Source organism: Lysinibacillus sp. AR18-8 (genome assembly GCF_001705465.1).
Classification (GTDB): Bacteria; Bacillota; Bacilli; order Bacillales_A; family Planococcaceae; genus Lysinibacillus; species Lysinibacillus capsici.
The window spans coordinates 161,505-182,582 of sequence record NZ_MDGU01000009.1 but is presented as its reverse complement, the minus strand read 5'-3'; the positions used below and the strand labels follow the sequence as shown (position 1 = coordinate 182,582).

Genomic DNA, 21,078 nt, shown 5'->3' with positions numbered 1-21,078 from the left:
TAATTAAATGCCGAACAGCTGTAGCATAATCCAGCTTGATGCGTAGAATACCATGAATTGCACACCGGCCCCTACACCTAAAATACGATTTAATAAACCACCCACAGTTGCGACTGTAAATGTTAACACTACTCCTAGCAATTGTGCCTCGTTATAGGCAAGCAAAAATGCTAATCCGATAAACATCGCTACGATTGCTTCCTGGCTAATATATTTCAATACTAATACAGATGCTTTACGTGCATAATTCATCGCAAATGGATAAGCAATTAAAGCGGCTACACTAATACCGATTAACCCAAAAATGAAAAAGTCCCATGAAGACATTAGCGTGTGTAGGTTGTTAACTGGATCTACTGTAAAAATCGGTGGTGCATTAAATAAAGGTGATGCTGGTCCAAGTGCTACTGGGCTTAACGGAATACCGAATGCAATTAATGGAATAATCGCTTCAGCTATATATGTCGATTCCGTTACACCATTCATGACAGTAAGACTCGTTGTTGATTTTTTATAGGCACCTTTTGTACGAGAGCCTACAATTTCTCCCATCAATGACGTCATCCCAACAGGACTAAAGACAAATGTAAGGGAGGAAAGAAACGTTGTAATGCTCGTAAAAATGGTCTGCCTTTTCGATAAAATTTTAAATGGATTCGGGAAATAGCCTTTCCATGATTTCGTTTCAGGAGCAAGATTATATTGATTTGGCTTACTGCGTGCTAGATCATTTTTAGCAACAGAAGAAGCCGCCATTAAAATATTACAAAACATCGGTCCAATCGCAATTCCTAAAAAGAATGTAATACTTAAATGTTTATCCAGCATCGCGAAGCTAACGCTATCTAAAGCTTTAATGAAAAATGCAAATGGAATAATGATTAAAATACTTGCCCATTTTCCCTTTGAAAAGAATGCGATTAAAATAGCGGCAAGTGTAAAAATGATGCCTGATGAAGATTTAAAAAAGTCGGCAAATTGACCTAAAAACTGACCTAACAATACAGCGGTTGGTAGGGCGATAAATGCACCGATAACACCGCCAGAAATCATTTTACGTAGTGCAACGTGCGGCATCCCTAAACGGCGTAATGTATTGGCATGATCGATTAACGGTACAGCCGTAGTATCCCCTGGAATTCCTAATAACGCAGTTGGGACAGCATGTGTTAAATGCTTGGCTAACACGCCTGCCATGAAAAAGGCGAATACCCCTTCAGGAGGCGCTCCCAGCAAAATAACTAGCAATGTAATTGGTACCATAATTGCTGTTTCATCTGTACCTGAGATAAGACCAATGACAGTAAAGATAGCTGCACCAAGAAGTGCAAATAAAAGAGCTATTACATAAATACTCATTTTTTATCCGCTCCTTTCAGGCCTTGTAAGCTAGAAAGAATTCCAAAATCCTCAAGCTCCTTTTTTGTCACCGGATCTTCCTCGATTAAGCGTATTTCCTCGTCTATATCAATTTGTAAATCCTCAAATGCTTCCTTTAAAGAATGACTAGATGCTTCATCCTCTACTAAAATACGCTTTGGTTTAAAAAGAATCGTATTAATAGCAACAACAATCAGAATACCCGTGATTCCTGTTAACAGTGAATAAGAGTTAATCATCTGAGGGTCGGCAAACTTCGGAAAAACCCACTGACCAAACTGATAGCCTAAAAAGCTTGCGGCAACGCTTAAAATAATTGAAATAATTAACTGATTGCCAGAAACCGTGTCTCCTAAAATTTCAATAAACTTCTTTTCCTCTACATTTTTTTGCCCATTGTATGGAGTATTCGCCATGTATTATTCACCTCGCAGAGAGTTTGTAATCTCTAAAACACGATCATAACGGAAATCCTTCTCTTCTACCGCCTGCTGCACAACTCGATCAATAATATCGCCTGTTGCCCCAGCCATTACAGCCAAGTTTTTCGCATGCAGACGCATATGACCAGATTGAATCCCCTCTGCTGAAAGTGCGCGTAAGCTTGCTAGATTTTCTACTAATCCTACTGCGGCAATGTAGCTGGCTAGCTCCTCTGCAGATTGCACATCCATAATTTTTAGCGCTACTTTTGCAACAGGATGGGTCTTCGTAGCCCCTCCCACAATACCAACAGCTAATGGCAATTCCAACGTCCCAACAAGATTGCCTGCTTTATTCAGCTCCCACGTTGTTAAAGAACGATATCTACCAGAACGAGCAGCATAGGCATGAGCACCAGCCTCAACAGCACGTGTATCATTACCCGATGCTAATACCGCAGCAGTAATACCATTCATAACCCCTTTATTATGTGTGGCAGCCCGATACGGGTCAGCATCTGCAAATTCGTAAGCACTTACAATATTTTTCGCAATCTCTATCCCCCCGAGCATTTCTGTCGAGAATTCACCACGCGCACGAACAATACGCTTATCTGCTAAATTTGAAATAATCCGTAGCACAACTCGTCCATTTGTAATCCGTTCGATTAATGGTGACACAGATTCCGCCATCGTATTAACAGCGTTTGCCCCCATTGCATCCTTCGTATCAACGATTAAATGGACGACAACCATAGTTTCTTTTGCTGTGTCGATTAAGTGCACTTCTATATCCTTCACTCCACCGCCTAACTTGACTAACGTTGGATCCTTTTCATTACAATGCTCGATGATCTCATTTTTATGTTCAAAAATTTTCGCCCTCGCTGCATGAGGGTCCTCAATATTTAATACCTGAATCTGTCCGCGCATAACTGTTCCCGAGCTGGAAGTAAAAATACCCCCTAACTCATATGCTGCACGGGCCGCATTACTAGCCGCAGCGATTACTGACGGCTCTTCCGTGGCCATCGGAATAAATACCTCTTTGCCATTCACCTTAAAGTTGGCCGCTACCCCTAGAGGCACTGAAATATGTCCAATAACATTTTCAACCATTGCATCTGCAAGCTCTAATGAAATTCCACTTTTTAAAGCTTCAACTTCCTCATTGGTTAAATTTGATTTTTCAGCGATTAACTTAATTCGCTCTTCTACTGAAAGTAAATAAAATCCCTTAATACGTGAAGTCATCCCCATACCCCCAAAATTTAAAAAAGTGTAATATAATTCAACTTAGTTGAATAACATTACACCAATTGTAAATTGTCTGAATAGTATTGTAAACAAGAAATTTGTATTTTCGATAATATTTACGTTTAAAAGAAAGATTTAATCCTCAACATAAATCGTTAATACCTTTGAGTTTTCTGCAGAATTATTAATAAAGATATGCTCCTTTTTCCCAGAAAAATACGCAGAGTCCCCCTCTTCTAGATGGTAAAATTTATGATCGTATTTCAAGACGATACTACCCGAAATGACATAAATAAATTCATCATTATCGTGTGTATAAGGCGCTAAATTTTCCGCCCCATTATGTACAGTAACAATAGAAGGATTGATATTGCTCATATAGCTCTTATTCGCTAACAGCTCATATTGATAGCCAAGTTCATTCGTCTCAACCGTCTCATTGCGTTCTTTTTTCGAAACAATCGAAATGCCATCAAATTGATCCTGAATAACAAACCAAGCCATTGGCACATCAAATATTTCCGCAATCTTGGACAATGTCACCAGACTCGGTGTCGCTTTTCCATTTTCTATTTTTGAAATATGGCTTTTCGTTAAATTAATCTGCGAAGCTAAATCATCCTGAGACATTTTATTTTTCTTCCGCATCTGCTTTATTTTTACTCCAACTTCTAGTAAGTTCATCTATTCCAGTCCCCTCGATCATTTCGGTTTTTACAATAACTATACTATATTTTTAAAATGGATAGAAAAATACGGGAGTATATTACTCCTTCATTGTCGTCTGTTCAATTAAATACAACAGGGTGTGCTGAAAGTTTCTCGACTTTTAGCACACCCTTATACATTATAGTGATGACATTCACATCTTTTTAGGCTGAATCCCGCGAATCGTACTTTTTGAGATTGTTGCATCATGCTCTACAATAAATACTTTGAGAGGCCAAAATCAGCTTAAGTTGAACTGAAGAAAGACCACTTAATTCAAAAGCTCTTGATAGAATCGATGACATTTTCGCATTTGTCATAAAAGCGTTCGAAACAAAAATGAAAATGAGCTGGATAAATTCTCTCAAATTTTCAACGATTTCATTTGTTTTTCAAAAAAGAGTTTCTTCCCTATGACAACAAATGCACGGAGTATGAACAAATAAAAATTCTAGGGTGGTACGGTACAAGAAATGTTAAGAGGAATGGATATCTGATAATAAGTTTTCTGTCATCGAATCTGCCATTTAGGAGAATAATAAAATCTACCGCAATTTTATGTTAAAGAAAAACATAGGGAGATTTCAGTCTTCCTATGTTTTCATTCAAATTATTGATCTGTTTTTTCTTGCTTCTTTTTCAAATACTCCGCACGTATTTTCTCAAGTTGCTGCTTTTTATCAAATTTGGCTGGCTTGTGTTTTTCATGATACTTCGTCACAGCCGCCTTACCTTTAGTATCCAATTGATATTTCCCCACTTAGGTTCACCTACTTTTCCTGCCTTTAAAGAAATCTATTCAACAAATATAGTATACCTTATTTTGTTGATATAAACCTTTTTCCTATATTGTTGTACCGCTTAACCCTAATTTCAGTAAAAAATTAGCAAATTATTCATAGGGTATTTAAAATATCTGTTTCCCACACATTTCAGATGATGATACCTTTATCCTTTGCTATCGCTACAATATTCTTCACCTTTATGTATGGAGAGGGCGGGGCTTCTGGGAGTATCACCGCTCATCTCTATAATAGCAGTATTTATAAGGTTTTTTACCTCGTTATAAAAAAGATTAACTACGGATTTAACTACGATACATAATTCTTATGAAGCCTTTTGACTATTTTTAACCCTAATCAAAAAATCTTCTGTCATTCGTAATATCCATAAATCATCTACTAGCGTACTCTTCTCTGTATAAACTTCACCATCTATCATTGGCCCTTCAGAAATATGAGGTCCTAAATCGAAAGCTAAAAAATATAGTTGATACACTGTTTTGAATCTTGGGAATTTTACGCTTTCTTTAAAGGTTCCTGTAATACTAATAGGGCTTGTTTACTTCTACCAGCTCTCAAATACGTGTCTTCACAAATCATAGCTACTGTTTCACCTGACATATCTATACTTGTTTTATCTTCCCAAAGTTCTTGCATATAAGCTTGTAGTTCTTCAAATACATATTCTTGAAAAGGAGCAAAAATAAATTGCATTATTATCAAGAACACATGTAAAGGTACTGCTCGGTACACCCTCATAATAAACTGTTGCCATTCTGTTGTTGTATTCGATGTAGCTGCGTGTATTTGTGTCTCAACCTCTTGCTGAATATAAGCACGCATTTCATTAGTTAAAGATGCTTCATCAAACTCTGTATCTTCAACATCCAGTTCGTCAAGAAAAGTCAAATTCAACTGAGATATTTGTTCAAACGATATTGAATCACGCAACATATCTAAGCTAGGAATTAACGACACTGAAAATCTTTCTAATATTGGTTGTATATTTGTAAGTAAATCTATATGAATGTGGTGTAAAGTATTTTGTAAGCTCTGTTGAGAGGCATAAAAAAGTTGTAAAGGTAAATCGACAATGACCTGCATTCTTCAATATTTTGTTGAGCGATTCCAGCTGGCTCTAACTTTCTATTAATTATGTCTAGTATTTGTTGGTATGGTGAGTCATTTGATTCAATAGGTTTTGTATATCACGAAATGGGTCGTTAAAATTATTCATCCTTACCTCCGTAAACTATAGAATTAGAAGCATAGCTAAAGAATAATCATAGTTATGCTTCAACAATAGTGATTTATTTTATTCAGGTTTTTCAATAGGATTCAATTCTAATAAAGCAGCCAATTCATTATAAGCATCAACTAGTTCACCGTAATAAAAGTATGTGTGTTGCATACTATGTTTTGTTGAACGACTGGAAATAAACTCTCTACTAAACTGCGAAAATTTCTCAATGAAATTATCGAACTCGTAATGAGCCAAAATGTCATTTTGATAGTAATATACTTTTAAACCTGTAAAACTGCTAAATGCAGCTTAATGAATACCCCATAAAACAGCTTCTTCAACACCTTTTTCAAATTCGTTAGAAATCAAATGATACACTTTCTGTGTTTTGAATATGGTATCGATAATAAAGCCCTTAATATTTTCTTTATGATATTCAAACATACTCATCTCATTCGCCATAATATAACACCCCTTAATTTTACATTAGTCCTGCTCCTCCGCAATTGCCATGAAATATCCCGTTAAAATAGCTGCTTGTGGCAACTTATATTAACGGTTATACCGTTAGCCTACTGTGCTTGAACAAATCACATTAAAATAACTAGATATTTAACTATTCTAAATAAAATGGTCCATATCTATTGAAACCTTCGCTTACTAAGTAAGGCAATTTCACTCACTTCTTCGCTCATCATTTGTTTTAATCTAAAAGTAGTTGAGTAATCAAAGTCTCTACAGTTCTTGTCAAAGCTGGATTCTCATAAGTTACCAATAACCGATTAGGATAATATTCGTCATAAATTGCTTGTTTTTCTATCCAACGTGCATCATAATCATTCTTTCCTATCATCCCTAGATGTTCCCAATAATATTCCTTTCCATTAATAGTAAGGGTAAAATCAGGAGATAATATTTTATTACCGTCATACTTCAATTCCTTTTCATATTCGTACTGAATATTACGGTGATGCAATAAATTTGCAATAATAACCTCCGATTTTGATCGAACAAGATCCCCTTTAGTTGTTTTATAAATACGACCCAGCAAAAACTTGGGTACTCCCAGATGTCGACCTATTTCTTGGTGGAGTTCCTTTGAATTTTCACAGTTTTCAAGAACATGTACAAAATAATCCAAGTGAGCGTGCTTAAATTCTTTTTTCTCTTCCCCATACCGCACTAACTTTTCTAGTGTATGTTCATCCAGTTCATCAAAGTGACTATTTATAATAAGGCACTTTCCTAAACTTTTTTCTAGCTTTACCTGCTCAGACACGATTGCATTAAAAATTATATTGCTAATTTCTAGTACAGACCTCTCACTTTTTTTCATTGTCGTAATAATATTTTTAGTTTTAGTCAAAGAGAGTAGCTCGTTTAACTCCGTGTCTATTACGTTCGAAAAAACATCAAGTTTCATTATACTTTTTGCAACCATTTCAATAATTCCATTATCAACAAAATATGGTAAGCACTTTTGGATTTCTTCATCATCAAAATAAGGAAGGGTTTTATATCCTTTTTTATTTGATGTCATTTTAGAAAAAGCATTTTTCAGTTCAACTAATGTAGGGAATGATTTATCAATAAAGTGCGACTTCTTTACTTCAATATTTTTATTCGAATATAACAAATATGCAGTTGATGCCTCTTTGTCACGTGAAGCCCGTCCTACTTCCTGATAATACTGTGCTATGGATTCTGGGATCATAAAATGTATCACTACTCGAATATCAGGGATGTCTATACCCATTCCAAAAGCATTTGTTGCAAAAACAATATCTAATTCGTTATTTTTAAATCGATCAATAATATCCTGCTTTTCCTTCGAAGACATCTCTCCATGAAAATGTACTGCTTTCAAGCCATTATCTACAGAAACTTTAGCTAATTCTTCAGTACTGTTCTTGCCATGTACTCTATAAACATATACAAGAGTCTTTTCATTCTTATGAATCTTAAGCAACTGCCATAACTTTTCTAACTTTTCATCTTCATTAATAAATTTTAAAGTTTTTAATTCTATCTCTGAACGAACAAGCAGCTCACTTTTAATTACACCAGTATCTTTAATATTAAAAGACTCACAGATATCTGCAATCTCCTTTCTATTCAGAGTTGCAGATAAACCAAGTACAACTGGCCAAGCTTCACCATAGATATTATTTAAAAATGTTGGAATATGTTTATAGAACGGTCGAAAACTATGTCCCCATTGCGATACACAATGTATTTCATCTACTGCAATCAATTTTATTTCCTCTTTTCTAGCTTGTATACAATATTCAAATAAACCATCAGTAGATACTCTTTCAGGACTCGCAAATATAAAATCAGGATTTAGCTTTCCGTTATAAAAATTTTTTAATAATTTTACTTGTTTCTTTGCATCAATACCGGCATGCAAAGTCAACACATCGTACCCATGCCCTTCCAGTTTTGCTGCTTGTTCATCAATAAGAGCTGTTAATGGAGAAATGACAATAGTAATTCCACCAAGACCTATTCCAGATAGCCAATAAGTTAAAGATTTCCCTCCACCTGTCGGCATAATACAAAGTGTGTTCTCTTTGGTAAGCACCTGCTGTACTACCTTTGCTTGCAATTCTGTTAAATCAAATGTCAGATCGGGGAATGAAGTGTTAAATAAATTATTTATATCCATGAATACAATTTATCCTCCGAACTACTTGAAATAAATTTAATGTCTTCATCATGTTTTTTTGCAATAAAAGACAAGAACTGATCTACTAAAACATATCGATACTTATCAGATAAATGAACATTATTTTTCTCCGCTTCTTTCTTTAACAAAAGGTATACTTGATAAGCATAAAAACTAAACAATTCATAAGGGTAAAAATAATTTTGATTTGTTTGACTCTTTTCAACATTAATCATTAAAAATTGCGAGCCTTCTTCGCATCCAAAGGTTTTTTTATTTGTCAGATACCAAAACGCCCAAATAGCTTCTTTTGAACGATATGGAAAATACGCTGGTTGTAATTTAAATAAAAATTGACTTTTGATCCCTCCTCCGATTACACCAAAAACGGAATAATCTTCTGTGTCTAATAATTTAAATTCCAAATCTTCGAGGGCTTCTATTGAATCATACTCATAGTCTTCACATTCTTCAGCATAACAATTTGCAAATGATGCTAGATTTTGACTAACTGTTAGCAATTCATTTGGATTTGATATTCTAAATTCATATTTATATTTATCTAGTTCCTTAGCTGGACTATTTACTGTTCCACGAACGATAGGACAATCTTTTCTTAAAGCACTTTTAAATCCTGCTGGATTATCTTCATATTCTTCTAATGCTTCTTCATCTAATAACTCAATATATGAATTACGGTCTTTTTCAAATTTATCAATACCGTCGGCAATAATTCTTTTTAGAACTAATTCCGTATCTTTTTTTCGTACTTTAGCAATACCATCACTACCAAAATTTTCAGCAAGTTTTTTTACTTGATCCTCTGGTAAAGTTGTTCCAGCTTCTGATTTAATAAATAAATCAAAGTAGTCATAGAATTGCGCCTTTACTTCATTTATAACTTGCTCAATATGACTTTCTTCATAACATACATCTTCAATATTGTTAGGGTAATACATAGATTTTCCTCCTAATATTTCCATATATTATTAATTATATATTATTAATTCATTGTTCAAAAGGCATTTATGTGATTTTGTAGTCCTAAATAATAAATATAACTGAGGCTATATTTGCTGGGATTGAAACTGTTAATTTAACAACGCCCCCACCCCTGTTAATTCTTATTTAAATAACTTTCAACTAGTTCGTATATTATATCTGTGCCTGGTATACCATAAATATCTTTGGAATAAGCCCAATTTAATACCAATTCCTATATTCGATACAATTAATGCTTCAATATAATACTTATATAACAAACTTAATAATCCATATAAGTGATTATTTATTTGTTAAAATTGAAGCTTTCACTTATTAATTTAACTACGTTTTTAACTATGTCTGAATGCTACCAGATGAAATTCAATGACAAAAAAAGCCAAAACCCCTATATATCAAGGGTTTTGACCTTCATTGATTTCCATTAAAATCCGATGTATAGAGACGGCGGGTGTTCAGTCTACAAAACAGAGAAACCTTATTATATCAACGTTTGAACGGCTTTTTCAAGGGTCAAAAACAGCTCTTACAAAGGAATTAATAAGGTTTAGTAAAAATGCTTACGGAGACTTTAAAATCAAACTATTATCTCACACGTGTTGATTAGCGAAATTCAAGTATCACATTTTTGATAAATGAGTCGAGCTGCGGCTAAGATTTCCTCAAGATATGTTTGCCAACGGAAATCGAGCGTATACCAAAGAAACAGGCGTGCTATTATCTATTAAAAGGTTGTGTCTAGTTTTCCATCTAACTAACATATTTTGAACTTGCTCATCTATTAACTGAAGATTATATAACTTATCATAAAAATCTCTTGTCTCTTTTTGCATATCAATTTCAACTAACTTTGGATACAAATTTTATACTGTGCATAATACACAAAATGCATATTTCACACCATATATCGCAAAGTATAAACCTTAGATCCTTACAATGCTAATGAAATGTTTACTTGCTAACCTTAAGATAACACACATGTTAATTAAATAAAATGTTTTAATAAACACGTGATACATTAGATAGCTCCAAAAAAGTAATCGTTTCACTATGGCTCGACAAAATAGGCTGAATGTTTTTGCCGTTTTGAACGATGCGTAAACAAATACACCGCGATACCCTTGTTTTCGCCGTATGTGAAATTATATCAATTGTTTTTAATCTTATTGACTATGAACAATAAGTCTTCCGCTTTAATCGTAGACAATTCCTCACACACTGGATTTGTAATATTTATCACTCGTCTTGCATGATTCATAACCAAATCATCATAAAGATTTCTTACCAACCTACCATTTGCAAAATTTTCATCCTTCGATGATGTTTGCTCCTCAAAATACAAATGAATTTTTTGTTTTGCTTCGTTATCCAAGGTATAATCATTATTCTTACACATAGAGGTCAACATCTCACATAGTTCATTTGAACTATAATCATTAAATTCTATAAAAGTATTAAATCGAGATTTCAAGCCTGGGTTAGACTCAAAAAATTTATTCATAGGCTCCGTGTATCCTGCCACAATAACAACTAGATCTTCTCTATAGTCCTCCAAAGCCTTCGTCAATTCTGTCAAACATTCTTTACCATATGAGTCAGTTTGATCATTTTCTGTGATACTATAGGCTTCATCGATAAACAGGACACCACCTTTGGCTTGCTCGATTACTTTTTTCACTTTGAGTGCTGTCTGTCCTTGATATCCAGCAATTAAATCCGTTCTTGAAACCTCAACAAAATGCCCTTTTGAAAGCAATCCTATTTTCTCGTAAACTCTTCCTACAATTCTAGCTACAGTTGTTTTTCCTGTTCCAGGATTTCCGGTAAAAGCAAGATGTAATGTATTTTTTGCAGAATGAAGATTTTTCTCCCTACGCATTTTCTGTATCTCTTGATACACAATCAAATCTTGAACTTTATTTTTTACTTTTTCTAAGCCTACAAGAGCATTCAGTTCATCTAACAAATCCTTAAGCGTTCTTGTGTCCTCGTCTACTACCGTAGTTGATTTGCAAATATCTTGTATAGTCGAATAACCATAGAACTCAATCAAACTGCAATTAACTATCCGTGCAGTATGTTTAACCTCAATTTTATATTTATGATTATCAACAGTTTCCGAAATTTTTTTAAGAAGCGCAATCGTAGCTGCTTTACTGTTTTCTTCCACAATCACAGTAGCCAACTTTGTGATTTCACCACAAGCGTCAGTAACGGCATCCAATTTGGATGCATTATTTATTAGTGCTTGGCCGTACTTGTCCATCATATCACCTTCGTAAGAAGCAAAATTAACTCAACAATTGCTAGCCCTGCAGAACCTCCGGCAATCAAATACGCATACTTTACCTTTTTGGTTAAAGTATTAACAGTAGCATTGGTTTTCTGCACCGTAGCCGCAATTTTCTCATCTACTTCTTCCTTATTTTTCTGAATAGTAGCAGCAAGTCTTTCATCCCTTTTTTGAATTTCAGTAAGCTGCAATGTATATTTTTCAACATTTCCCCATATTATATCTACATCTTCTAAATGGGAGATACCACTTAATTTCTCTTTGTATAACTTCAAATGATTTATGTCACTCACATTTGAATCGATACGTTCAAGAATACTAGCATCTGAATGCTCTAATTCATCCAATTTATTTGCGTGAATTTTGCCTGCCTGTTCTAACCTATTTATACGAAGTTGATGTTCTTCATTTTTCCCCCAAATTTCATCTACTTCCATCAAATACTTTACCCCTAAAAGTTTTTCCATAAAAGTAAGAAATCTATTTATATCCTCTTGATTTTGGGACATCATCTTCTTAATTGAACCAAATTCAACATTAATATTACCAATAGAACTATGGATGGAAGATAATGACTTCCACATTTCATCAACGTCTTTCAAATGTGTGATCTGCTCTACTTCTATTGTAAAAGCAATAACGGAATCCAACTTTTCAATCAGACCATTTGACTGCTTAGACAAATCCTCAATTTTCTTTTCAGCAATTGTTAATGCGGTTCTTAGCGCTTCAACTCTTTTTACATTCTCTTGACTTCTTTCATTAGCCGCTTTTATAGACATAGAAAATGAATCGGATACGACACGAACTTCATTATGAATTGTTTTACAATCAGACCACATTTTATCTATATCTGTAAGATGTTTAAGACCATCAAGTTTTTCTTTGAATGCTTTTAACACACTAACAGTCTTTTTTATATTATCAACAATTTTATCGATTTCGCCCTGATGTGCATCCAATTTATTTTGTTGAAGCTGTTGTTTTTTATTGTGCTGATTCAATACTCCTTGTTGGATTCTAACATCATTGCTTGTTTTTTCTATAGCCTTCACAGATGCAACAATACTGGTTATATAATCTTTATCAAGGGCATCCAAAGCATTATATATTTCACGAAATTCTTTGATGGTTTTGTTATTTGTTGTATTAATATCAATTAAATGCTTTTGAATAGTTTCCATTCGATTATTAAGTTCATATCCAGTGACCTTGTGATCGCCCAACCCTAAAAAACCACCATCTGTTCTTACCTTATCAATTTTTAATTCCGCTTCTTTTTTCTCTGAAAACTCCTTCAACCGATTTTTAGCCAGTTCGAAATTATGCTTTTTAATTACTATTTCATTCATAATCTTAGCTCCTATTTTAGTAAATCATTTAATTCATCTGAAACCGAATCCAACTCACCATTATTAATAACAGATTCAGTTCTTTCCGCCATGTTCCACTGGCTCAATATCTTTGTAAATGTTTTCAAAGGCACTATTTATAATGTTTGAAGCTTCCGTATGTCTATCATGAATTGAATAAGCATTTGAATTCTTAGCGTCCATAATCTCTTATGTAATATTTGGTGCAGATACAAACTCCTGTTCAAAAATATTAGGTTTTACCCCATCATTTTCTATGGATTGATTCTTAGAAACATTAGATTTACACTTTTTATTAATCTAGTAGGCCGCAATACTCATAGCTACTTCTATCATTGAAGCATAATATATAATTTTCTTCATCCTCATTCTCTTTTCTATCATAAGTCATTAAGCAGTTTATCTAAGTCGTCGCTTACCTCACCAATGACACCATTGATTTCTACGTCCTTTTTATCAATTACAAGAACATCATTGTCATTAGATGATGGAATATTAACAAAATCCTCCATTATATTTGTAAATGACTCTGCCATTATCTCAGCTGCATCATGGTGTCGATTTAAAATATTCGATTGAACCTTTGTTTTATCATCCTCTAATTTAGCTTCTGATATTATCTTCTGCTGAGCCTGGATGCTTAGTGCTTTATTTCCTTTGTTTATTGTGGCCTCTTGTACTTCTTCCTTTTGCTTTTTAGCTATCAACTTGTCAAGAAGATTGATTGCAATGGCACCAATTATACCTGCAACAACAGCACCAAGAAAAATCCCCAAAATGTTTGCCAAACTACCAAGCAATGGAATCTCAAATGCAAAGATTGGAATAGCCATTAAACCTTTCTCAATTACTTCACCTAACAGCAAAGCACCCGCACCCGTTAATCCAGCCATAATAATCTTGCCAACTTCCATCATAAGGGTACTTACAGGCTTACCTTTATTAGCAGGATCCTTAATATATTTAACAGCACTTTTAAGCGAACCCCATCCTTGTTTCAATAACATCCAAACTTTTTTGATTGTCCCAAAAACAGGCCCTATGATAGCTGTAGCTATGGTTGAAAACACTGTATTTCCCGCATTAATCATATGGGTTTTCATTTTCCCGATAAATAAATGAATAGCTTCTTTCAAGCTATTTAACAGGCTGTCTAATGATTTTTTTGCAGACTTAAACCATTTAACCAACTTAGCAATAATTTCACGAACAAATTCAGCGAGTAACTGCATAAGCACTGCACGAAGAGCCTTGCCACCAATACGGAATGCCTCTTCTTTTTGAGTTTTACGTCCTTCTTTCTTTAGACGATCTTCTCCCTCTTTTTCTTTTTGTTTAATGTATTCTTCAGCTTTCTTGTCTGCCTTTTCCCAATGTTTATTTTTATCATTTTCACTCATCTCACCGGATGACTTATCGCTTTTTCTATTATTTCTCTCTGCTGTCGTATATCCTTGCAGGTTTTCAGGGTTATTTATTATATCAGCTAATTCTTTGTCACTATTTGCCATTTGAAGTGATGGATTTTTGTATACCTCTGCTGATGGCTTAACATGCTCTCTTTGGGCAGCCTTAGGATTATGTTGTCCGTTTTCTAATTTTGTATCAGTTGGAATCTGTCTACCAGTATATATATCTGTAACTGTGTCAATACCTTCCTTTTTTAAATTTCCAGCTCTTTTTAATGTAGCATTCATCCCTGGGTCTACATAATTATCCCGAAACTCTTTATGAGGTGTGTTCTTAAATCTATCGTAGTTTTGCTCCAATTGCTCTTTGCTTTTATAGTTGTGTGTAGCTATGTTACCTTTAGCAAAATTCTCAGGAGTTTGAATGTGCGCTTCATTACGTAAATCAAGGGTAAGACCATTATTCTCTTTAATGAAATCCTCACCTGCAACGACAGCAATTTGATTGGTAAACTGTTCCCAAATAACATCCTTAATTACACTACCTAAGTTTTCTGGATTTCCTATTTTTTCTTTTTCTTCTGCCAGAAACTGCATATCTGCAAGTTCCTCTTCCAATTGGCTTTGAAGTTTTTCTTCTAACTCATCGAAATTAAACGATTCCGTCAATTCCTCGTTTATCTCTTCTTCCTTGCCAAAGATAGCATTTTCCTTCGCCATAATTTATTCATCCTTTCGATATGCTTAGAAATTCTTCAGAGCTGAAAATGTGCGGTACATATTCATTTTGATTTTCTTTATATAAAATAAATAGTGTTGTACTTTTTAAACTTATTTCATATTTTTCAACTCTGCTTTTAAATCTAGTGGTGTTATTACTTCGACATGCTTCCCCTGACTCAACACCCACAGTTTAATGCCCTTCCCAAACACCTCAGCCTCAAAGATGACACCACCAACAAATCGCTCTACTATTTTAACGGTTGGCAGTCGGTCGAGTACTGCTTGTGGGGATGGGCCTGTGAATTTGAATTTTACGGTCATTAATTCGCCAGGGTACATGAACTGGACGCGCTTACGGAATTCGCCTTCTTGAAATCTTTGTTCGTATGGAACTTTGAATTGAGCGCTCGTCTGCTCAAATTGTTCAATTCGATTTACTCTGTACACAGCTGGATACTCCTTTTTACTGTCAGATGAATAGGCAATTAAGTAAAAGTAAAACTCAGAAAATATTAGTCCAACTGGCTGCAAAACGCTTCTTTTAGCTTCATCGTCAAATTCTCGTTTATAATCCACATATACATACCTTTTACTTTGAATCGCTAATGATATTTTCCAAAGTAGCTCAATCAGTTCTTTCTTATGCTGAAGTTCGACATATAGATGCTTTTCACTTGCCATCATCTGCTTAATGATTGGTTGATCTTCTTTTCTTGCTAATGAGGTTAATGAATCAATTAGGCTATGCATTTCAGTTTTTGGAAAAGCTCGCGGTTCGATTAGCACTTTCAAAAGGGCAAAGATATCTTCATTTCGAAGCCATTTTGGTGTCATTGTATTTAAAACATACGCTTTAATTGAACGATCATAATCCAAATATTCATTTGTATTATCCACTTCAAGAAAATCTCTTATGCTTTTAATATCACGCTGGATTGATTTTCGCTCGTTTGGAATCGCGCTGCTTCATCCTTCTTCACAATTTTTTCACCATTTTTAAGCGTTCATACATAGACAATTCACGATATATTTGTGACTCTCTCACATTGCCCATAATGTCACCCCTTGCTGTCTATTCTACATTTTCACCTGGACATAATATGACCTAAACAACACTTTTTTGTATAACATTCATACTAACATCATACCATTTATATACACTTTTTCGATTGTAAAGTTTATAATAAACTCACGTCTGTTGATTAGCTAGTATTTACCAAAAAGATTAATAAAAAAGGGAGATTTCATGTAAAATGTAAGTTACTACACAAACTTTTACGAGGAGGAATCCCTCATGGCTAAAAATACCGTGATTTCCACGTTACTTCAAAATTTTATTTCTCAGGAAGGAGCGCGGTTGGTATGCATCTACTTTATCTGGTATATATAGCTGCATTCCTTCGGGCGGTAAGAAATTTATGCAAGATGCTATCTCATTTGCAGTTATCTTCTCCATAAAAGTGATCTGAAACCCCGCGCAGCTGGCCGTTCTATCTGCAATGTGCAAAATAAAAGCAGCAACACTGTTTTCCAGATTAATGAATCCAGAAAGCAGTATTGCCACCTTCACAAACTTAGACTTCCACCATCGTAAATTCCATTCCCTTTACCTTCAACTGATTAAATAAATTCCCTAAGGCAGTTTCTCCAACATTACGATACTTGCCTAGTAGCACAAGTTCTTTCGGGAAATCTTTAACATGTAAGAACCCTTGCTCCTGTAACGAATTTAAAAAGCTTGTTTGACCGGGAAAGTTGTCCTTCGTTAAAGCAACATTTCCTAATGCTTCCGTTAAAATAACAAAATCAGATTTTAAGAATAACAGAACTTCTCCTCGATATTGCTCCATCAATATTTTACGCTTTTGTTCTTTTTCAATGAATAACCGTAATTCCTCAAAGAAGCATTCATCATTTGTTTCTTTAAAGCGTTTTATATGCGGATGTATACCCTCTAGTTGATACGGCAGTTCACTCATAATACGTGCTTGTTGTTCGCCATTCAAACGAATTAAAAACGTGGTTGATTTTGGGAACCGTTGTGGCAATAAGAAAGCATCACGCAAAAAATCCGGTATCTCAACAAATTGATCTTTATAGTAAATTCTACGGCTAACCTTTTGCTCGGTTACAACATTTTCTGGCATCGACTCTTTTTGCACAATCTTCTGCATTAATGCTTCAATATGTTCAATTAAGTATTCACTATCGGCCGCGCTTTTCTCAGGAACTGGCTCAATGTACGCTGGTGTTTCGATAAACCATGTCAAAATCAAATGTTGATACTCCCAACAAGTTAATGCTTCTCGAATTAACATTTTGCGCGTACCATCATGACTTGCTGTATTTCCTTGGCGACGAACGAAATGAATCGCATTATCCGTTGTTGGGGTAACAATGCCTTCATTTTTCAACTTCTTTTGTAATTCACCGAAATTGAACTCGCTATGTTCAAGCCCTTCCAATTGTGCAACTTGACGAACTAAGGTTTCCGCCATTGTTCGCGTTGTTTGCATCGCTGCTCTAGGTGAAACAAAAAGGAGCTTTTCGATATCTTGTGTTAGCTCAGCTAAACTTGGATTAATTCCTGTATAAAATTTCTTGTAATTTTTGTGACACTATTTCACACCTACCGACTTTAGTTTTTCAATTAAATATGGAATTTTTTCTTTATACTTGTCTTTATTTGCTAAGCGTAAAGAGTACTCTAGCTTTTTCAAATGATACATTGCATCTTTTGGTAATTGTTCGAGTATGATGTTGTTTTGATGTAATAATAGATTCATTTCCACTTCCGATGAGTATAGCTGTACTTCTTCAAGTGCTTGTTCAGTCCAAAAATACGCTCTTACTTGGAAATCATAATAATAACCTGTGATGATTTGTCCATTTTCACTTTTCAGCTCATGCTTAGGAGGAATATCTGTATGTTTTCCTTTTTTATCAAAAAAGCGATATTGTGTATCGGTTGCATATTCAAACTGAAGATTAGCATTCGAATCTTCCGCTTCATTTTTTACGATAGCAAAAATAATTTGTATGTGGTTTTCCCCGATTGATTGTGCAAATCGAACATCACCAACACTTGGATCTGCCCATGAATCGAACAGCTCATCATATGGATGACTATGATAATATGCTACAAAATCACTCGTCGTTACTAGCTTTCTCGCTTCTTGAAGCATGCTATTTACATATTCATCTGGCATTACACTATCTGCTGTTTTCTCAATGACATTCCCAATTGGAAACGTATATTCACCGATTAACTTTTCATTTTGTTCACCAAATATTAAACCAAAACATTCCTTTTGCTGACCACGCTTTGGTTAATGGCTAATGCAGTCAAATAACATGGTTGTTAATTCTAAGTGCATAAAAATTCCCTCCAATATATTTATAATGAAAGCGTATCAGTATAAAAACATGATACGCTTTCTTATTGTTATATTTGATCTAATAATCCCTTTAACGCTTTAAACTCTTCCTCCGACAACGTAACACCTTTCCCCATTTTTTCACGCCCTGGCGCCCATTCGCGGATGTCATATTTCGGTGCATTGCCATTCCAGCTGATGCGGTTTAGTTCTTTCTTCCAACCCTTCACTGATTCTGAAAGTACTCCGATATGTTCTACAACTTCGTATTTGATTTCTGCCATTGTTCTTTATACCCCCACTAATTGTTCCATTTTAATTTCTTCAATAATCTCTCCTCTTGGTACATAAATATAAATTAACCATTTAATTCTTTAATCCTCTAAAATAAATTGCTCATCCATTGCTATATAATATCTACACGTATGAAGTCGGCGGGTGTTCTATCTATCAAATAAGAAAACCTTGTAATATCAACGTTTACAAGGCTTTTCTAACCATCTGAAATTGCTCTTACAGTTTTAGAATTCTTCATTCAATAATTCAATATGTTCAATTGCAACGATATTGAATCTCTTAGCTAATACACTAATAATTAATCAATATCTAAATTCTATTCTTCCTAATTTTCAATTAAACCATGTTTTTCTACACAAAGTATTTTTTCAACCATCCATCCCCATTTACTTCTTTTCTTGTTAAATTTCTTCTTTTTAATATAGGTAATTTCGTCATAATCATCAATTCCATGTTCCTTTACTAAAGCAGGAGAAATATACGCATCATCTACAAAGGCAAATGGATTATTATTTCCTTTATCTACAGTACCGAAATCCTGTTGTATGAAATTATCAAGAAAGGCTTCATTTCCAGGCGCAATTTCATATATTTTAAATAAATTGGGCCTTTTTGAATCTGTTACCATTTTTACCTTCACAGTTTTTTCGATTAACCAATCACGCTCATCTTTAATAGAATCAGTATAGAAAAAGCCTTCTTTTAAACTGAAATTATTTTCAAAGTATGCAAAATTAACTACACCTTTTTCTTCGTTAATATAAGTTACATAAATATCCACGAAAGGAAGTGTACGATATAAAATCTCATCAGCTTTGTTTGCAAATTCTTCAAGGGCATTTCGATTTGTAACAGCATTCGTTTCAGTATACCAGCTTTCATTTTTCCATTGTTCTAATTGTTGGGGTATTCTTCCACAATTTTTCATTCGTGTAGAAATTAATTCATCTAACTCATATTTAGCAAATGTGAACATTTTCTTTTCGATAAAAAGAGCAATGATTTTTTTTTGTATCTTCACAATTAATTCTGGTTTTGCCTTACAAAGTAATGCTTTACATAAGCAATTGAATTTTTCACCGTCATCTACTAATTCACTAATTAAATCCCAAATCCAATATTCTTTGCTTTTCATTCTTGCAAATGAAGTAATCACTTTTAGTGCTTCTACTTTTCGATTTACTTTAATCAATAACTTTGTTTTATAATAAGGAAGCCATTCATAAGTAGGATTCTTTTCTATTTGAATATTCAAGATATCAATAAAATCATTAATTCTTTGTTCTGTTGCCACAAATTCATCACATGACAACAGTTTATTTGCATGTAATCTCATCATCTCTTCTACTAGGGGTTTTGCTTCACTTAATTCCCCATTTAAATTTGTATACGTCGATGATTCAAAATCACATTGACTAAACCAATCGAATCCAATAGCATCCATAAATTTAAAATAATTCATATTGTTTAATTTTTTTAATAGTTCTTTCAAAAGTAATCGTGAAGATGAAAGTTCATTATTATTCCATCTCTTTTCAATGAACTGCGAACTATTTCCACAGAATCTCATAAATTCTAGAAATACTTTATTAGCTTGCAGTTCTCCTTGCATTACAACCCTTCGAATAGACCATAAATAGTAAGTTACTAATGTTAAAAATTGATTGTTAGTAGAAAATAATTCAAGATAAGCTTTCTCAAAAGATAGAGTTACGAAATTATTAAATATACCTAAATTATTTACGTAGGTTTCAATGTTTTCTTCAGAACCCTTCAAATAATCATACATGATCCAACCAAAGGTAATAATAGCATCTTCATCATCTATGTTCGCTTGTAAATATGGAGCGATAGTATTAAACGCCTCTAGATTTCTACCCGCTTTTCTTAATTTAGACGCTATATCAATTGGATCAGGGTCTAGTTTTCCACCATTAAGACGGATTTTCTCTAAAATCCTTTGAAGCTCAGCTAATATTTGTTGAATCTCATAATTATCTTTTCTAGTCTTTAACTGCTCCACAAAATTTCTTTGGTCAATACGTCTATTTATAAAATCTTGCAATAAATTGTATTTTACATAATAGTTAGAACAGATATGATACAAATCTTTATTTAAATTTCTAGTAGTATACATTCTCGTG

General features: G+C 34.0%; 19 protein-coding genes. All 19 read right to left on the bottom strand.

The features are described 5' to 3' along the window. Positions 1–3: 3 nt before the first annotated feature. The gene (locus BFM98_RS08820; RefSeq protein ID WP_066037148.1) at positions 4–1,359 is read right to left on the bottom strand and encodes a tripartite tricarboxylate transporter permease; all 1,356 of its coding nucleotides are present in this window, start codon (positions 1,357–1,359) and stop codon (positions 4–6) included. Further along, complete coding sequence (locus BFM98_RS08815) at positions 1,356–1,796, bottom strand: hypothetical protein (protein WP_004228167.1); 441 nt, start codon at positions 1,794–1,796, stop codon at positions 1,356–1,358. The genes BFM98_RS08820 and BFM98_RS08815 overlap by 4 nt, the downstream gene beginning before the upstream one ends. Before the next feature lie 3 nt (positions 1,797–1,799). Further along, entirely contained in the window at positions 1,800–3,056 is a 1,257-nt protein-coding gene (locus BFM98_RS08810; protein WP_066037147.1) for a hydroxymethylglutaryl-CoA reductase, degradative, read from the bottom strand. A 138-nt stretch (positions 3,057–3,194) separates the two neighbouring features. Continuing rightward, positions 3,195–3,743, bottom strand: a complete 549-nt coding sequence (locus BFM98_RS08805; protein ID WP_066037146.1) for a helix-turn-helix domain-containing protein — start codon at positions 3,741–3,743, stop codon at positions 3,195–3,197. 634 nt (positions 3,744–4,377) lie between these two features. After that, the gene (locus tag BFM98_RS23895) at positions 4,378–4,527 is read right to left on the bottom strand and encodes a hypothetical protein (protein WP_175400732.1); all 150 of its coding nucleotides are present in this window, start codon (positions 4,525–4,527) and stop codon (positions 4,378–4,380) included. 347 nt (positions 4,528–4,874) lie between these two features. Continuing rightward, entirely contained in the window at positions 4,875–5,045 is a 171-nt protein-coding gene (locus BFM98_RS23890; RefSeq protein ID WP_175400731.1) for a hypothetical protein, read from the bottom strand. A gap of 20 nt (positions 5,046–5,065) precedes the next feature. Further along, on the bottom strand, positions 5,066–5,653 hold the full coding sequence (locus BFM98_RS08800) for a hypothetical protein (RefSeq protein WP_066037145.1): 588 nt from the start codon (positions 5,651–5,653) through the stop codon (positions 5,066–5,068). 448 nt (positions 5,654–6,101) lie between these two features. Then, entirely contained in the window at positions 6,102–6,254 is a 153-nt protein-coding gene (locus BFM98_RS24265) for a hypothetical protein (protein WP_254660014.1), read from the bottom strand. A gap of 241 nt (positions 6,255–6,495) precedes the next feature. Continuing rightward, positions 6,496–8,460 carry a RecQ family ATP-dependent DNA helicase gene (locus BFM98_RS08795; RefSeq protein WP_066037144.1) on the bottom strand — a complete coding sequence of 655 codons (1,965 nt, stop codon included), beginning with the start codon at positions 8,458–8,460 and terminating at the stop codon, positions 6,496–6,498. Next, positions 8,451–9,419: a hypothetical protein gene (locus BFM98_RS08790; protein ID WP_066037143.1), complete on the bottom strand. Its 969-nt coding sequence runs from the start codon at positions 9,417–9,419 to the stop codon at positions 8,451–8,453. Before BFM98_RS08790 ends, BFM98_RS08795 begins: the two co-directional genes overlap by 10 nt. 1,190 nt (positions 9,420–10,609) lie before the next feature. Continuing rightward, complete coding sequence (locus BFM98_RS08785; protein WP_066037142.1) at positions 10,610–11,728, bottom strand: AAA family ATPase; 1,119 nt, start codon at positions 11,726–11,728, stop codon at positions 10,610–10,612. Next, positions 11,728–13,107, bottom strand: coding sequence for a coiled-coil domain-containing protein (locus BFM98_RS08780; RefSeq protein ID WP_066037141.1), 1,380 nt, complete (start codon positions 13,105–13,107; stop codon positions 11,728–11,730). The genes BFM98_RS08785 and BFM98_RS08780 overlap by 1 nt, the downstream gene beginning before the upstream one ends. Positions 13,108–13,508: 401 nt before the next feature. Beyond that, a complete protein-coding gene (locus tag BFM98_RS08775; protein WP_066037140.1) occupies positions 13,509–15,257 on the bottom strand; it encodes an AI-2E family transporter in 1,749 nt (582 codons plus the stop codon). A 111-nt stretch (positions 15,258–15,368) separates the two neighbouring features. Continuing rightward, a complete protein-coding gene (locus BFM98_RS08770) occupies positions 15,369–16,157 on the bottom strand; it encodes a helix-turn-helix transcriptional regulator (protein ID WP_254660013.1) in 789 nt (262 codons plus the stop codon). A gap of 424 nt (positions 16,158–16,581) precedes the next feature. Beyond that, positions 16,582–16,830, bottom strand: a complete 249-nt coding sequence (locus BFM98_RS24145) for a hypothetical protein (RefSeq protein WP_066037139.1) — start codon at positions 16,828–16,830, stop codon at positions 16,582–16,584. Between the two features lie 4 nt (positions 16,831–16,834). Beyond that, positions 16,835–17,812, bottom strand: coding sequence for a DUF4145 domain-containing protein (locus BFM98_RS08760; protein WP_256389909.1), 978 nt, complete (start codon positions 17,810–17,812; stop codon positions 16,835–16,837). A gap of 66 nt (positions 17,813–17,878) precedes the next feature. Beyond that, positions 17,879–18,469, bottom strand: coding sequence for an MPN domain-containing protein (locus BFM98_RS08755; protein ID WP_066037137.1), 591 nt, complete (start codon positions 18,467–18,469; stop codon positions 17,879–17,881). 236 nt (positions 18,470–18,705) lie between these two features. Continuing rightward, positions 18,706–18,921: a YdbC family protein gene (locus BFM98_RS08750; RefSeq protein WP_066037136.1), complete on the bottom strand. Its 216-nt coding sequence runs from the start codon at positions 18,919–18,921 to the stop codon at positions 18,706–18,708. Positions 18,922–19,259: 338 nt separating this feature from the next. Continuing rightward, entirely contained in the window at positions 19,260–21,071 is a 1,812-nt protein-coding gene (locus BFM98_RS08745) for a DUF7017 domain-containing protein (protein WP_066037135.1), read from the bottom strand. Between the last annotated feature and the right edge of the window lie 7 nt (positions 21,072–21,078).